Source organism: Acidimicrobiales bacterium, from assembly GCA_025455885.1.
Taxonomy (GTDB): domain Bacteria; phylum Actinomycetota; class Acidimicrobiia; order Acidimicrobiales; family Acidimicrobilacustridaceae; genus Rhabdothermincola_A.
In genome coordinates, this window is sequence record JALOLR010000012.1 from 1 (window position 1) to 14,465 (window position 14,465).

Annotated in this window: 14 protein-coding genes and 1 tRNA gene; 3 read left to right on the forward strand and 12 right to left on the reverse strand. The window is 70.3% G+C overall.

The features are described from left to right. From MUE36_11325 to dnaA, 12 genes are all read right to left on the reverse strand, one after another. Positions 1–710, reverse strand: a 710-nt coding sequence (locus tag MUE36_11325) for a sigma-70 family RNA polymerase sigma factor (protein MCU0311517.1), incomplete at its 3' end; no start/stop codon positions are given. Positions 711–865: 155 nt separating this feature from the next. After that, entirely contained in the window at positions 866–1,873 is a 1,008-nt protein-coding gene (locus MUE36_11330; GenBank protein MCU0311518.1) for a hypothetical protein, read from the reverse strand. Continuing rightward, positions 1,870–2,007 (reverse strand): hypothetical protein, encoded by a 138-nt coding sequence (locus tag MUE36_11335; protein MCU0311519.1) that lies wholly within the window; start codon positions 2,005–2,007, stop codon positions 1,870–1,872. Before MUE36_11335 ends, MUE36_11330 begins: the two co-directional genes overlap by 4 nt. A 2-nt stretch (positions 2,008–2,009) precedes the next feature. Further along, positions 2,010–2,083: transfer RNA gene (locus tag MUE36_11340), tRNA-Ile, on the reverse strand. Between the two features lie 77 nt (positions 2,084–2,160). Then, on the reverse strand, positions 2,161–2,775 hold the full coding sequence (locus tag MUE36_11345; GenBank protein ID MCU0311520.1) for a DUF3566 domain-containing protein: 615 nt from the start codon (positions 2,773–2,775) through the stop codon (positions 2,161–2,163). A 43-nt stretch (positions 2,776–2,818) separates the two neighbouring features. Next, positions 2,819–3,211, reverse strand: a complete 393-nt coding sequence (locus tag MUE36_11350) for a pilus assembly protein TadG-related protein (protein MCU0311521.1) — start codon at positions 3,209–3,211, stop codon at positions 2,819–2,821. A gap of 93 nt (positions 3,212–3,304) precedes the next feature. After that, positions 3,305–5,764 carry a DNA gyrase subunit A gene (gene gyrA / locus MUE36_11355; protein MCU0311522.1) on the reverse strand — a complete coding sequence of 820 codons (2,460 nt, stop codon included), beginning with the start codon at positions 5,762–5,764 and terminating at the stop codon, positions 3,305–3,307. A gap of 67 nt (positions 5,765–5,831) precedes the next feature. Next, the gene (gene gyrB / locus MUE36_11360; protein ID MCU0311523.1) at positions 5,832–7,769 is read right to left on the reverse strand and encodes a DNA topoisomerase (ATP-hydrolyzing) subunit B; all 1,938 of its coding nucleotides are present in this window, start codon (positions 7,767–7,769) and stop codon (positions 5,832–5,834) included. Positions 7,770–7,971: 202 nt separating this feature from the next. After that, positions 7,972–8,298, reverse strand: a complete 327-nt coding sequence (locus tag MUE36_11365) for a DUF721 domain-containing protein (GenBank protein ID MCU0311524.1) — start codon at positions 8,296–8,298, stop codon at positions 7,972–7,974. Between the two features lie 59 nt (positions 8,299–8,357). Beyond that, complete coding sequence (gene recF, locus MUE36_11370; protein ID MCU0311525.1) at positions 8,358–9,440, reverse strand: DNA replication/repair protein RecF; 1,083 nt, start codon at positions 9,438–9,440, stop codon at positions 8,358–8,360. Positions 9,441–9,456: 16 nt separating this feature from the next. Further along, the gene (gene dnaN, locus MUE36_11375; protein MCU0311526.1) at positions 9,457–10,551 is read right to left on the reverse strand and encodes a DNA polymerase III subunit beta; all 1,095 of its coding nucleotides are present in this window, start codon (positions 10,549–10,551) and stop codon (positions 9,457–9,459) included. A gap of 256 nt (positions 10,552–10,807) precedes the next feature. After that, a complete protein-coding gene (gene dnaA / locus MUE36_11380) occupies positions 10,808–12,247 on the reverse strand; it encodes a chromosomal replication initiator protein DnaA (GenBank protein MCU0311527.1) in 1,440 nt (479 codons plus the stop codon). Positions 12,248–12,546: 299 nt separating this feature from the next. On the opposite strand from dnaA, the gene rpmH reads away from it, so the two are divergent. From rpmH to yidC, 3 genes are all read left to right on the forward strand, one after another. Then, positions 12,547–12,681, forward strand: coding sequence for a 50S ribosomal protein L34 (rpmH, locus tag MUE36_11385; protein MCU0311528.1), 135 nt, complete (start codon positions 12,547–12,549; stop codon positions 12,679–12,681). 343 nt (positions 12,682–13,024) lie between these two features. Then, entirely contained in the window at positions 13,025–13,279 is a 255-nt protein-coding gene (gene yidD, locus MUE36_11390; protein ID MCU0311529.1) for a membrane protein insertion efficiency factor YidD, read from the forward strand. Positions 13,280–13,282: 3 nt separating this feature from the next. Beyond that, on the forward strand, positions 13,283–14,464 hold the full coding sequence (gene yidC, locus MUE36_11395) for a membrane protein insertase YidC (protein ID MCU0311530.1): 1,182 nt from the start codon (positions 13,283–13,285) through the stop codon (positions 14,462–14,464). Position 14,465 lies beyond the last annotated feature (1 nt).

Below are 14,465 nucleotides of genomic sequence, written 5' to 3' on the forward strand. Positions count from 1 at the left end.
CCGACCTTGAGCATCTCCAGGGCCTCGGAGCGGAGCTGGCTGACGCGCGATTCGGTGACGCCCAGGAACCGGGCGAGGTCCCCCGACGTCCGCCCCTCGAGGAAGTACCCGACGATCACCAGGCGGTGACGCTCCGGGAGCAGGCGCACGGCGTCCTCGAGGTACCCCATCAGCTCGCGCCCCTCGAGCACCTCGTCGGGACTCAACGAGTCCCGGTCGGTCAGCACGTCGACGAGGGTCAGCGTCTCCTCACCGCTCGTCTGGGTCGGGTGTTCGAGCGCAAGCACGACGGATCGGTAGACGCGATCGCTGAGACGGGCCAGCTCCTCGGGCTCGACGCCGAGGCCGGTCGCCATCTCGGCGGCCGAGGGGGGGCGCCCGAGCCGGGCGACGAGGGCCTGCTCGACCTCCCCGAGCTGCCGAGCGAGCGCTCGCACCGACCGCGGTGCCCAGTCCGCGGCGCGGACGGCATCGAGGATCGCCCCCTTGATGCGCCGGGCCGCGAAGCGGTCGAACGGCACCCCGCGGTCACCGTCCCACCGCCGAGCCGCCTCGACGAGCCCCAGCGCACCGGCGCGAGCGAGGTCCTCGCGATCGACGTGGCGAGGGAAGTGGACCGAGACCTGGAAGACGATGTGCTTGACGAGAGGGAGCTGCTCCTCGACGAGGCGCGTCATGGTCGGGTCGAGCCTCGCCGCCGTCTCACTCACGTCACGCCACCTCCGTCGGCCACCGTGCACCACGACCCGCGAGGAGCTGGCGGACCGACCCGCCCTCGACGAGCGACGCAAAACTACGGCAGCAGTTCGCCGATGTTGAGGACCGTTCGGCCCATTTTTCGATCGTGGCCCGGACGACGCCCGGGTCAGCGGGCGGAGGGGGCCTGGGCGCCGTGGCCCTCGAAGACGGCCGCCCGCACACCCCGTCGATCCAACTCGAGGAGGAACGCCAGGGGGTCGACGAGCTCCGCCAGGCCGGCCGCCCCGTCGCGGCGAAGGCGCCCGGCGAGGACCCAGTCGACCGCCACGGCCCCGACGGCACCGGCCGCGACGGCGGGACGGTCCATCGCCCCGAGGACCACCACGTCGGTGGCGCCGTCGCGTTCACCGCGCAGTTCCACCCGGATCCCGCCCGGACCACCCTCGGGGTGGGTGGGCCAGAGCATCGGCAGTCGGGCGGTGAGGCGGTCCCGGCGGGTGGCCGCCACGCGGGCGGTGACCCGGTCGACCCCGGGGAAGGCAGGGACGAGCAGGAGCGCGTCGGGCAGGGCTCCGCGATAGCAGTCCTCGGCGCCGATCGGGTCGGGGAACCAGCACAGCTCCCGACCGGAGCCACCGGGCCTCTGCTCCCACCCGCCACCCCGCCAGTCGACCGCCGTCCGGCCGAGCGCCCGATGGTGCTGGCGGGCGCACGCCGGGCCGCCCGTGCCAACCTTGGCGACGTGGACCTCCCGCACCGTGTCGAACCGGGCCGCGCCGTGGGTCGCCAGCACACAGGTCAGGCCGGGCGCGAAGCCGGCGCCGACCACCACGGACGATCCCCGCTCCCGTGCCTCGTGATCGAGGTCGAGAAGGGCACGCACGGTGTCGATGTCGTCGCTCGTCGAGACCACCGGTGTCCCGCGGCGGAGGAACGCCACCGCCTGGTCGGGGTGGACGCTGCCCGGCCCGGCCAGCACCGCGGCATCGACGTCGAGCGGATCGGTGAGCGCTCCGGGGTCGGCGATCGCTCCGTCGCCCAGGCTGGTCGCCACGGCGTGGAGCCGATCCGACCGTTCGTCGCGCAGGACGACCTCGTCGACACCGGTCGACAGCAGCTGGCGGGCCAGGCGGGCGCCGACCGCGCCGACCCCCAGGATGGCGACCCGGGTCACGTCAGCTCGGGGCCGGACAGCTCCCGCCAGCCCCCGGACTGAGGGGGCGTTCCCCCGGTGCCCCGCAGGCGCAGCGCCGCGGCGACCAGCGTCGCGAAACCAAGAGCCATGAACGCACGGCGGATCATCTTCATCGTGGGGCTAGCTGGAATCGAACCAGCGACCTCACCCTTATCAGGGGTGCGCTCTAACCAACTGAGCTATAGCCCCGCTGGGGCAAACGCGCACGATAACGGATCGCTCGGAGGCGGACCAAAGGGGTCGCCGCGGCCCTGACCGCGCCACCGTCACCGATCGCCGCGGGCGCGGCGGGCCGTCTCGAGCTCGATGACCGTGGCCCGGATCCCGCCCGTGAGACCCGAGATCAGGTTGAACAGGACGCTGAACGTGACGGCGAACAACGCCCCGGTGACGACCAGCACGAGACCGGCGATGACCGACCCGCGCAGGATCTGCATCCCGTCGATCACGAAGCTCTCCTCGGCGAGGAGCTGGGCCACGAAGTTCTCGAACTTGCCGATCGTGCCGGTGGCGACCGCCACCCGCCAGAGGACGATGCCCGCCACGACCAGGATCAACCAGAGGGACAGGGAGAGGAACAGCGCCACCTTCAGCACCGACCACGGGTCGATCCGGGTGAGGATCCGCTGGACCTGGCGGGCCTCGATCCGCGAGCGACCCGGGCCCGGGGTCCGCTTCGGCGCCTCGGAACGGGGGACCGCGAACCCCGGGGACCCGGAGGGCTCCGGCGGCCCCGATGGCGTCACCGGCCGGGCCCGCGCCGGCGCCGGACCCACGACCGGCGCGGAGATCTGCGCCGTGGGCGGACCATCCGGGGCGTCCACCGACGACGAGTCCGCTCCCACGAGGGGCGGAGTGTCGATCCGGGGGTCGAGCGACATCGGGCCGAGTGTAGGCACCTCGGCCGTCCGATCCCCGCCAGCCTCACCAGGAGAGCCGGGCCCGCGCCACCGCCTCGACGTCGCCGATGCGGACCGTCACCTCGACCTCCTCCCCCACGTCGACGAACTCGACGAGCGCACCGCCGTTGGCGTCGGCCACCTCGACCGCGGCCTCACGGCCCTCCGCGGCACCGGCCAGTGCGGCGGCGTCGGCGGCGGTGTGGGCCCGCGCCCGGTCGGTGACGACCCCGCCGACGCGCACCACACCGACGGCGAGCACCGCGGCGATGGCCAGCACCGCCGCCGCCACGACGACCGCGCTGCCCGCGTCGCCCGGCGCCCCGGCGGACCTTCGCTGATGCGGCCCGGACGGGGGCGGATCGACCGCCCGGAACGGTTCGACGGACGGTTCGGACGGGAACGGGTTGTGTGCCACTGCGGGCTCCTCGGGTGGGCGGCGACCGGCGCCGTCGGGGTGGGGCGGCCGGGGCCACCGAGGAGCCGCCGGAGCGGCGAGGGTGATCGGCGCTCAGTCGTCGACGCCGAGGACGGGTGCCACCGAGGCCACCGTCTGGTCGGCGTCGAGGGCCATCACCCGCACGCCGGTGGCGTCACGCCCCTGGGAGGAGATGTCGCGGACACCCATGCGGATGACCACGCCACCGCTGGCCACCACGAAGATCTCGTCCTCGATGCCGACCATGAAGGCGGCGACGACGAACCCCTTCCTGGCCGTCAGCTTGATGCCGCGAACCCCCTGGCCACCCCGACCCTGGACGTTGAACTTGTCGAGCTGGGTGCGCTTGCCGAACCCGGCGTCGGTGACGATCAGGATGGCCACGTCGTCCCGGGCGACGTCACACGACACCACCTCGTCGTCGGCCCGCAGCTTCATGCCCCGCACGCCTGCAGCAGCGCGGCCCATGGACCGCACGTCGTCCTCGCAGAAGCGGATGGTCATGCCGCTGCGCGACACCATGAAGATGTCGTCGCCGCCGTTGGTGGGCAGCACCCGCACCAGCTCGTCGTCCTCACGCAGGTTGATGGCGATGAGCCCCGCCCTCAGCGACGAGTCGTACTCGGTGAACTTGGTCTTCTTGACCTGCCCCTTCTTCGTGGCGAAGAACAGGAAGCGGTTCGTCTCGTAGTCGCGCGTGTCGATGACCGCCTGGATGTTCTCCCCCGGTTGCAGCGGCAACAGGTTGACCACGGCGGTGCCGCGGGCGGTGCGCTCCTTCATCGGGATCTCGTGGGCCTTGAGCCGGTACACCCGCCCGCGGTTCGAGAAGAACAGCAGGTACGCGTGGGCAGTGGTGTGGATGATGTGCTCGACCCAGTCCTCGTCCTTCAACTTGGCGCCCGCGACGCCACGGCCCCCCCGGCCCTGGACCCGGAAGGTGTCGGCGGCGACGGTCTTGATGTAGCCCTTGTGGCTCATGGTGACGACGAGGTCCTCGTCGTCGATGAGGTCCTCGATGTCGAGGTCGCCGACGTCGTAGGTGATCTGGCTGCGCCTCGGCTGGGCGTAGGAGGCCTTGATCTCGCCCAGCTCGTCGCTGATCACGCTGCGGAGCCTTCCTTCGTCGGCGAGGATCGCCTCGAGCTCGGCGATGGTGGCCAGCAGCGTGGCCAGCTCCTCCTCGAGGTTGGCCCGACCGAGGCGGGTGAGGCGACTGAGCTGCATGTCGAGGATGTGCTCGGCCTGGACCTCCGAGAACTCGAACGGAGCGGCCATGAGCGCTTCGCGGGCCGCCGCCTTGTCCTCGCTGGCCCGGATGGCGGCGATGATCTCGTCGATGAGGTCGAGGGCCTTGATGAGCCCCTCGACGATGTGGGCCCGGTCGCGGGCGCGGTCGAGGCGGTACTGCGACCGGCGACGGATGACCTCCTTCTGGTGGTCGACGTAGGCGACCAGGGCGTCGCGCAGGTTGAGCGTGCGCGGGATCCCGTCGACGAGCGCCACGGTGTTGACCGAGAAGTTCGTCTGCAGCGGCGTGCGCTTGTAGAGGTTGTTCAGGATCACCAACGCCGGGGCGTCCCGCTTGAGCCGCAGCACCAGGCGCATCTCGCCCTTGGCCGACTCGTCGTTGAGCTCGGCGATGCCGTCGAGCTCACGGTTGTCGACCAGTTCCTTCACCTTCACGATGAACTGGTTGGGGCTCACCTGGTAGGGCAGCTCGGTGATCACGATGTGGTCGGCCCGGGCGCCCTCCTCGATCTCGGCCTTGCCCCGCAGCTTGATGGAGCCGCGACCGGTGCGGTAGGCGTCCATGATCCCCTGGCGTCCCATGATGAGCGCCCCGGTGGGGAAGTCCGGGCCCTTCACGAACTCCATGAGGTCGTCGGGCGTGGCCTCGGGATGGGTGAGCAGGTGGTCGACGGCATCGATGACCTCGGCCAGGTTGTGCGGCGGGATGTTGGTGGCCATGCCCACCGCGATGCCCTGGGAGCCGTTGACCAGGAGGTTGGGGAACCGGGCCGGCAGGACCTCGGGCTCCTGGAACTCACCCGAGTAGTTGTCGACGAAGTCGACGGTCTCCTCGTCGATCCCGGCGAGCATGTCCATGGCGATCGGGGCCAGCCGGCACTCCGTGTAGCGAGCCGCCGCGGCCGGCTCGTCGAGGGAGCCGAAGTTGCCCTTGGGGTGGATGAGCGGGTGACGGAGGCTGAAGTTCTGGCCCATCCGCACGAGGGCGTCGTAGATGGCCGAGTCGCCGTGCGGGTGGTACTTCCCCATGACCTCGCCGGTGACCCGGGCGCACTTCATGGTCGGACGGTCCGGATAGGCGCGCAGCTGGTCCATGCCCCACAGGATCCGGCGGTGCACGGGCTTCAGACCGTCGCGGGCGTCGGGCAGGGCCCGCGACACGATGACCGACATCGCGTAGTCGAGGAAGGAGCGCTCCATCTCCTCCTGGATCTCGATCGGCTCGATGCCCCGGAGATCCGTGCCGCCGGGGCCGTCGGTCGGAGGTGAGGTGTCGCTCATCGGTGTGGTGGGTCCTCGATGGTGTGTGGTGTGCGGCGCAGCGCGGCGCGTGATCGGGACGTCGACCTCAGATGTCGAGGAAGCGGACGTCCTTGGCGTTGGTCTGGATGAAGTGCTTGCGCGACTCGACGTCGTCGCCCATCAGCACCGAGAAGATGTCGTCGGCGATCGCGGCCTGCTCGACCGAGACCTTCAACAGGGTGCGTCGCGACGCGTCCATGGTGGTCTCGCCCAGCTCGTCGAAGTCCATCTCCCCGAGGCCCTTCAGACGCTGGAAGTCCTTCTTGTGGTTGGGGTTCTCGGCGAGGAACGCCGCCTTGGCGGCGTCGTCCTTCAGGTAGGTCTTCTCCTTGCCCACCACCGTCGAGTACAGCGGGGGCTGGGCGATGTACACGTACTCGCGCTCCATGAGCTCGCGCATCTGTCGGAAGAAGAAGGTGAGCAGCAGCGTGCGGATGTGGGAGCCGTCGACGTCGGCGTCGGCCATCAGGATGATCTTGTGGTAGCGGATCTTGGTGACGTCGAACTCCTCACCGACACCGGCGCCGATGGCCGAGATCAACGCCTGGATCTCGTTGTTCTTCAGCATCCGGTCGAGACGGGCACGCTCGACGTTGAGGATCTTCCCGCGGATGGGCAGGATCGCCTGGGTGCGGGGGTCGCGGGCCGCCACCGCCGAACCGCCGGCGGAGTCACCCTCGACGATGAACAGCTCGCACTCGGCGGGGTCGCGGCTGGAGCAGTCCTTGAGCTTCTCGGGCATGCCCGCCCCCTCGAGCGCCGACTTGCGCCGGGTCGCCTCCCGGGCGTTGCGGGCGGCGAGGCGGGCGCGGGCGGCGTTCACCGACTTGGCGACCACCTTGCGGGCCTCGGTCGGGTTCTCCTCGAACCAGTCGGCGAGCCGGTCGTTGGTGGCCCGCTCGACGAGGGACCGCATCGAGACGTTGCCGAGCTTGCCCTTGGTCTGGCCCTCGAACTGCGGCTCACGGAGGCGCACCGAGATGATGGCGGTGAGACCCTCGCGGATGTCCTCGCCCTGGAGGTTCTCCTCCTTCTCCTTGAGGAGGCCCTTGGCCCGGGCGTACTTGTTGACGACGTTGGTGAGCGACTTGCGGAAGCCCTCGACGTGCATGCCCCCTTCGATGGTGGCGATGCCGTTGGCGAAGCTGTGCAGCCCGTCGGCGTTGAAGCCGGTGTTCCACTGGAAGGCGATCTCGACCTCTTGGTCGGACTCGGCCTGCTCGAAGTAGCCGACCCGCTTGAACAGGGCCTCCTTCGAGGCGTTGAGGTGGCTCACGAAATCGATGATGCCGCCCGAGTACTTGTAGGTCACGGCCTTGGCGGAGTGCGCGTCGGGTCGTTTGTCGGCGAAGCGGATCTCGAGGCCCTTGTTGAGGAACGCCATCATCTGGAAGCGCTCGAGCAGGGTCTGGGCGCGGAAGGTGGTGTCCTCGAAGATGGTCGGATCGGGCCAGAACCGCACGGTGGTGCCCGTACGACCCCGCGGCGAGTCCCCGACGACCGAGAGCTTGTCGAGGACCCTCCCGCCGTGCTCGAAGGTCATGCGATGGCGGGCGCCGTCACGGTCGATCTCGACCTCGACCCGCTCCGAGAGGGCGTTGACGACGGAGATCCCCACCCCGTGGAGGCCCCCGGAGACCTTGTAGCCGCCGCCGCCGAACTTGCCGCCGGCATGGAGGACGGTGAGCACGACCTCGGCGGCGCTCTTGCCCTTCATCTTCGGGTCGTTGGTGGAGTCCACGGGGATGCCGCGACCGTCGTCGACCACCTCGCAACCGCCGTCGGCGAGGAGCGTGACGTCGATGCGCGACGCATGGCCGGCCATGGCCTCGTCGACGGAGTTGTCGACGACCTCGTAGACGAGGTGGTGCAGGCCACCGACCCCGGTGGAGCCGATGTACATGCCTGGGCGTTTGCGAACCGCTTCGAGGCCTTCGAGGACGGTGATGTCCTTGGCTCCGTAGGTTTCGGTGGTCTGGGCCACGCGCGACCGATCCTCTTCGTCTGGTAACGGATGCCGGCGACGCGGGTCGGCGGCCGAGAACCGCGGGCCGGTGCACACACCGCCGCCCGAGCGGCTCGGAGGCCGGGTCTGGACCCGTGTCGCGAAGCCTTCAGCCTACCAGCGCGGTGGGACCTTCCCGGGGATCTCCGCCGGGTCTCCGGGGCCCGGAACCGACGACGGATCAGGCCCCCGTCCGGGGCCGGACGCGGACCTCGACCGAGGTCACGGTCACCCCCCCGAGACCGGTTCGCACCCGCTCGAGCAGGGCAGGGCCGAGGAAGCGGATCTCGGTCGACCACGCCGGGTCCTCCACGCCCACCACCAGTACCCCGTCACGCAGCGCCAAGGGTCGGCTGTGGGCGGCCAGACGCTCACCCACGACGCCCGACCAGCCCTCGAAGAGGCGGGTCAGGGCATCGACCGGGGGCCCGCCGAGGCGTCCGACCACCCGGTCGAGGGCGGCGCCCACCGGCGCGGGCTCCTCGTCACGGTCGTCGGGCAGCGGCATCCACGGCACGGCCGGAACTCTACGTTCGGATGCGGGTCACCCACCGGGGCCGATGCGGGTCACCCGCCGGTGGTCAACCGCCCCTCGGCCACCCGCACCACCACGTCGGGACGGGCTCCCGGCGGGAGGCCGGCGGCGCTGCTCAACAGCGTCTGGCCGGGAGGCAGGTGGGCGAGCAGGGCCGAGGACCGGACCGGGTCGAGCTCGGAGAACACGTCGTCGAGCAACAGCACCGGCGGCGAGCCCGTCGCCTCGGTCACCACGTGGTGGGCGGCGAGGCGCAGGGCGAGCGCGAGCGAGCGCTGTTCTCCCTGGGAGGCGTGGGTCCGCGCCGGGAGCCCGGCGATGGTCAGCTCCAGGTCGTCACGGTGGGGACCCACCAGACTCACCCCGCGGCGGAGCTCGTCACGCCGAGCGCCGACCAGCGCCGCGGCGAGACCGGTCGCCCGCCACGGTGCGACGTAGGTCGCGGCCACCTCCTCGCCGCGGTGCGCGACCTGCTCGTAGGCGGTGGCGAGTGCCGGGGCCAGTCGGGCGACGAGGGACGCACGAGCGTCGGCGAGGGCCTCGCCCACCTCCGCGAGCTTGGTGTCCCACACCGCCAGGGTGAGCTCGACCTCGTCGGTGAGCCGTCCACCGGACTGCCGCAGCAGGGCGTTGCGCTGGCGCAGCACCCGTTCGAGGTCGGCGCGGAGGAGGTCGAGGCGGGGCTCGGTGGCGACGAGGGTCTCGTCGAGGTACCGACGCCGTTCGGCCGGTCCGCCCTTGACCAGCTCGAGGTCGTCGGGCGCGAACACGCTGACCCGCAACGCCCCGAGCAGGTCGCGTGTCCTCGCCAGACGCTGCCGGTTGACCTGGACCCTCCCCCGCCCGGTCGGCGTGATCTCGGCCTCGATCAGCAGTGACCGGCCGTCGCGTTCACCCTCGGCCCGCACGACGGCCTGCGCCGCCCCACGTCGCACGAGGGCCTCGTTGGGAGCCCCCCGGAACGACGAGAGCGTCGCGAGGTACCCCACCGCCTCGAGCAGGTTGGTCTTGCCCTCACCGTTGTCGCCCAGCAGGGCGGTGAGCCCCGGGGCGAGCTCGAGCTCCGCGGACGGGTACGACCGGAAGTCCGTCAACCAGAGGTTGCGGAGCAGCACCGGCGGTCGGCGACGTTCAGGAGACCCGGACGGGCATCAGGAGGTACAGGAACTCCGGCGTGCCGACGGCCCGGATGAGCGCCGGCTTGAGCGCGTCGATCGTCTCGAGGGTGATCTCGTCACCGGGGGTGACGTCGATGCCGGCGATCAGGTACTCGGGGTTGAACGCCACGGTGAGCTCGTTGCCGTCGTAGTGGGCGTCGACCTCCTCGCGGGCCTGCCCGACGTCCTGGGTGATGGCGATCAGCTCGAGGGTCTCGCCGTTCATGACGAGGCGCACCGGCGTCGCCTCGCGAGCGAGCAGGCGGACCCGGCGGAGCGCGTCGAGCAGGACCTCCCTGCCGACCCGGAGCTGATTCGGCTGGCTGGCGGGGATGAGCCCTCGGTAGTTCGGGAAGTCGCCCTCGATCAGGCGGCTCGTGACCCGCACGTCGCCCACCTCGAAGGCCACGTCACGCTCCCCCAGGCGGAGCGTCACCGACGTCGCGGACCCGAGCAGACGGGACAGCTCGCGTAGGGCCGTGGACGGGACGAGCACCTGTTGGCCCTCGTCGAGCACCGACGTGCCGGGAAGGTCGCGGACCGCCAGCCGATAGCTGTCGGTGGCGACCAGGCGCAATCCGTCGCCCTCGGCGGCCAGCAACACGCCGGTGAGGATTGGCCTCGACTCGTCGCTGCTCGCCGCGGACACGACCTCACGCAGGGCGTCCGCCAGCGCGGTGGCGTCGAGCTCGACCGACCGGTCAGCCGGTTCGGGGAGGTTCGGGAACTCCTGGGCGGGGATCGTGCGCACCGCGAACTGGGAACGCCCCGACGTGATCCGGGCCTCGTCCTCGGCGACCTCGACGGTGACCGCACCCGGCGGCAGCGCCCGGGTGATGTCGGACAACAGCTTGGCCGGGACCACAGCGATCCCGTCGACGTCGCCGCTCACCGCCGTGCGCACCGAGATGGTGAGATCGAGGTCGCTCCCGGTGACCGAGAGCTGGTCGCCCTTCACCTCGAGGCGCAACCCGGTCAGGACCGGCAGGGAGCTGCCTCGGCTGGTGACCGCACGCCCGGCGGCGTTGAGTGCCTCGACCAGGGGGTCGCGCTCGCATCGGAACTTCACACCGGCTCGCTTTCTGCTGGACCTACAGGATGATGATCTCTCGACAGCGGTAGTAGTAGGGGGTGTGGATCGTGGAAAACCCCGCGTCGTCCCTGCTCAGGGCGGTTCTTCGGCCGCGCATGTCGTCCACAGCGGTGCACAGCGCGTCGGGTCGGGCGGCGGTCGCGGTGGATGACGGCGATGTCGTCCACCGGTCGGGCGCGCCGCGGCGCGGTGTCGTCCACCGGGTTGTCCCCAGGGTCGGTCGACGGGGGCGTCATCCGGCCTTGATCCTCTGGATGAGCTCGGTCACCTGGTCGTAGATCTGACGACGTTCCTTCATCAGGCCGCCGATCTTCTCGACGGCGTGGATGACGGTCGTGTGGTCCCGGCCCCCGAACTCGCGGGCGATGGCGGGGTAGCTGAGGTCGGTGAGCTCCCGGAACACGTACATGCTGATCTGGCGGGCGGTGACGAGGGGTCGGCGCCGGCTCTTGCCGGTGATCTCCTCGATCGGGTAGCCGAACATCTCGGCGGTCCGTTCGAGGATGAGATCGGGGGTGATCGGCCGCGGCTTGGTGTCGGACAGGATGTCGTCGAGCACCTCCTGGACCAACGGGACCGAGAGGGGCTGACGGGTGAGGCTGCCGTAGGCGCACACCCGGATCAGGGCGCCCTCGAGCTCGCGGATGTTGTTCGTGATGTGGGTGGCGATGAACTCGAGGACCTCGGCGGGCGGGTCCACCGGTTCACGCTCGGCCTTCTTGCGCAGGATGGCCAGGCGGGTCTCGAGCTCGGGGTGGTTGATCTCGGTCGTCAACCCCATCTTGAACCGGCTCCGGAGCCGGTCCTCCAGCGTGGAGATGGCGTCAGGAGGTCGGTCGGAGGACAACACCACCTGGCGGTCGGCCTGGTGGAGGGACTCGAAGGTGTGGAAGAGCTCCTCCTGGAGCTGCTCGCGACCCTCGATGAACTGGATGTCGTCGAGGAGCAGCACGTCGACGGCCCGGTAGTGCTCCTTGAAGTCGGCCATGCGGGCTCGCCCGAGGCGGATGGCGTCGACGAACTGGTTCAGGAACTGCTCGGTGGAGACGTAGCGGACCCGGTAGGACGGGTAGTTGACGGCCACATAGTTGGCGATGGCCTGGAGGAGGTGGGTCTTGCCCAGGCCGGCGTCGCCGTAGATGAACAACGGGTTGTAGGACCGGGCCGGGGTCTCGGCGACGCTGAGGGCGGCGGCGTGGGCGAAGCGGTTCGACGTGCCGGTGACGAAGGCCTCGAACGTGTAGCGGCTGTTGACCGGCTGTCCGGGGAGGGCCCCGCTGCGGGTGTCACCGATGTCGGCGGCCGGACGATCGGGGAGCGGAACGGGCGATCGAAACCCGGTGTCGGGGGCGAGGAGCTCGTCGTCGAGGCTGGGGACGGCACTGTGGACATCGTCGAGGTCCGAGGCGTCGTCGTCGGCGATGGCGGTGCGCACCTGGAGCTCGAGGCGCAGGCCCGGCCGTCCGATGTCGGCCAGCGCCCCTTCCACCAGGGTGAGGTACCGGTGCTCGATCTTGTCCTTCACGACGCTGCTGGGTACGGCGAGGCTGAGCCGGCCGTCGTGCAGGTCGAGCGGCGCGACGGATGAGAACGTCGTGAGCCAGACCGCTTCCGAGACCTGTTCCCTGAGCACGTCGGCGCAGGCTGTCCACAGCGGTTCGGCTTGATCCACCTGTACGGGCGCCTTCGATCGACGAGCTCGGTCCACAGCCACGTCCACACGTGTGGACAACGGATCGGACCGCTGCCCGCGGGCACTGCGTGCGGGACGTTCCGGACGTGGCCCCGCCGGGTCGGCCGAGGCCGGATCGACGGGTGCCGGACCGTAGCATCCCGGCGATGTTGCCGCACCGGCCGCGCGCCCTCTACCGTGTGCACAGCCGTCACCGGGCCGCCTCGTTCGTCGCGGCCGGTGGGCACCACTCGTGACAGACCTGGGCCAACGTCGGCCGTTCGGTCGAGGAGGCAGACGTGAAGCGCACCTACCAACCCAACAAGCGGCGCCGGGCCAAGCGGCACGGGTTCCGTCACCGCATGTCGACCCGCGCTGGTCGAAGCGTGCTCCGGGCCCGTCGGCTCAAGGGCCGTCAGCGCCTCTCGGCCTGATCTGGCGCATCCGTGACCGCCAGACGTTCCTCGACCTCCGCCGGCACGGTCGACGCGTCCGGAACGGCCCCGTCACGGTGATCCACCTCGCCGAACCGACCGGTACCCCCGGCCAGCCACCACGATTCGCGTTTGCAGTCCCACGCAAAGTGGGAAACGCGGTGCACCGGAACCGGGTGCGCCGGGTGATCCGGGGTCGATTGACCACTCGCTGGCCCGCGTCGACGGCTTCCCCGGTCACCGGGGCGTATCTCGTCACCCTTCGCGCCGATGCGGCCACACTCAGCCCTCACGAGGTGGCCGACCACGTCGAGGCGTGCCTCGACCGGCTGGGAGCACGATCATGACCACCGTCACCCGCCCCCGACCCGCCTCCCTCGTCGCCCGCGCGCTGCACGCCCTCATCCGCGGCTACCAATGGGTCTTCGCCTGGCGGCCGTCGCCGTGCCGCTACGACCCGTCCTGTTCCACCTACGCCCTCGAAGCCCTCGAGGTGCACGGTTCCGTCCGAGGCTCCTGGTTCGCCGTCCGGCGCCTGGCTCGCTGCCACCCCTGGGGTGGCCACGGATGGGACCCCGTCCCCCCTCGGAAGGCCTAGCCCATGCAGGTGTTCTTCGAAGCGTTCGGCACGGCCCTGGCCTTCTTCTACGACCTGGTGCCGAACTACGCGTTCGCCATCGTGATGCTGACGCTCTGCGTGATGATCGTCGTCACGCCGCTGACCCTCAAGGGCACGCGGTCGATGATGATGATGCAACAGCTCCAGCCGGAGATGAAGAAGATCCAGACCCGCTACAAGGACGACCGCCAGAAGCTCAACGAGGAGCTGCTGAAGTTCTACAAGGAGAACAGCATCAACCCGCTGGGCGGGTGCCTTCCCCTCCTCGTGCAGATGCCGGTCTTCCTGGTGCTCTACCAGGTGCTGTCCGGGCTGACCCGAAGGGTCAGCGACGTCGGGTACGACGTCGGCTGGTCGGTGAACCAGTTCGTGGCGGGGATCCCGATCACGAAGCCTCCCTCGATCGATCGTGCGTTCGATCCGGCCTTCATCGAGCCCTCGACCTCGCTCTACCAGAGCCTCGCCGGGGCCACCACCATGCCGGCCCTGGGGCTCGACCTGAGTGAGAGCGCCAGCCAGGCGCTCCAGATCGGCCTGCTGCACGCCATCCCCTACCTGGCCCTGATCCTCATCGTCGGAGCCACCGGGTTCATCCAGCAGCGCCAGATCCAGGGCCGCAACACCGGGGCGTCGATCAACCCCCAGCAGCAGATGATCATGAAGATCATGCCGATCTTCCTGCCGGTCATCTCGTTCGGGCTCCCCTCCGGCCTGGTCATCTACTTCGCGGTCTCCAACCTCTACCGCATCGGGCAGCAGGCATTCATCACCCGCAGCATCTACGGCGGCAAGGGTGCCGTCCGCCCCGAGGGTTCCGAGCCCCTGGAGGTGACCCCCCAGCCCACGTTCCGGGAGATGTTCGGGCTCGCCAAGAAGAACGCCGCCAACGCCGCGGAGAACAAGGCCAAGAAGAAGGTCCCGGCCAAGAGCGGGGCCACCGCGCGCGCCACCGTGAAGACCTCGGCCAAGGCGACGCCGAAGTCGACCGCCAAGGCGACCCCGAAGGCCGCATCGTCGACGACCGCCAAGCCGGCGAAGTCGACCGCCAAGGGTTCGGACGCCTCGAGCGGGCGACGCACCACACCGAAGAAGCCCTCGTCGGGCAACGGTGGGGCCACCCCGCCGACCCTGCAACCGCGGGCTCGCAAGAACAAGAAGGGCTAGG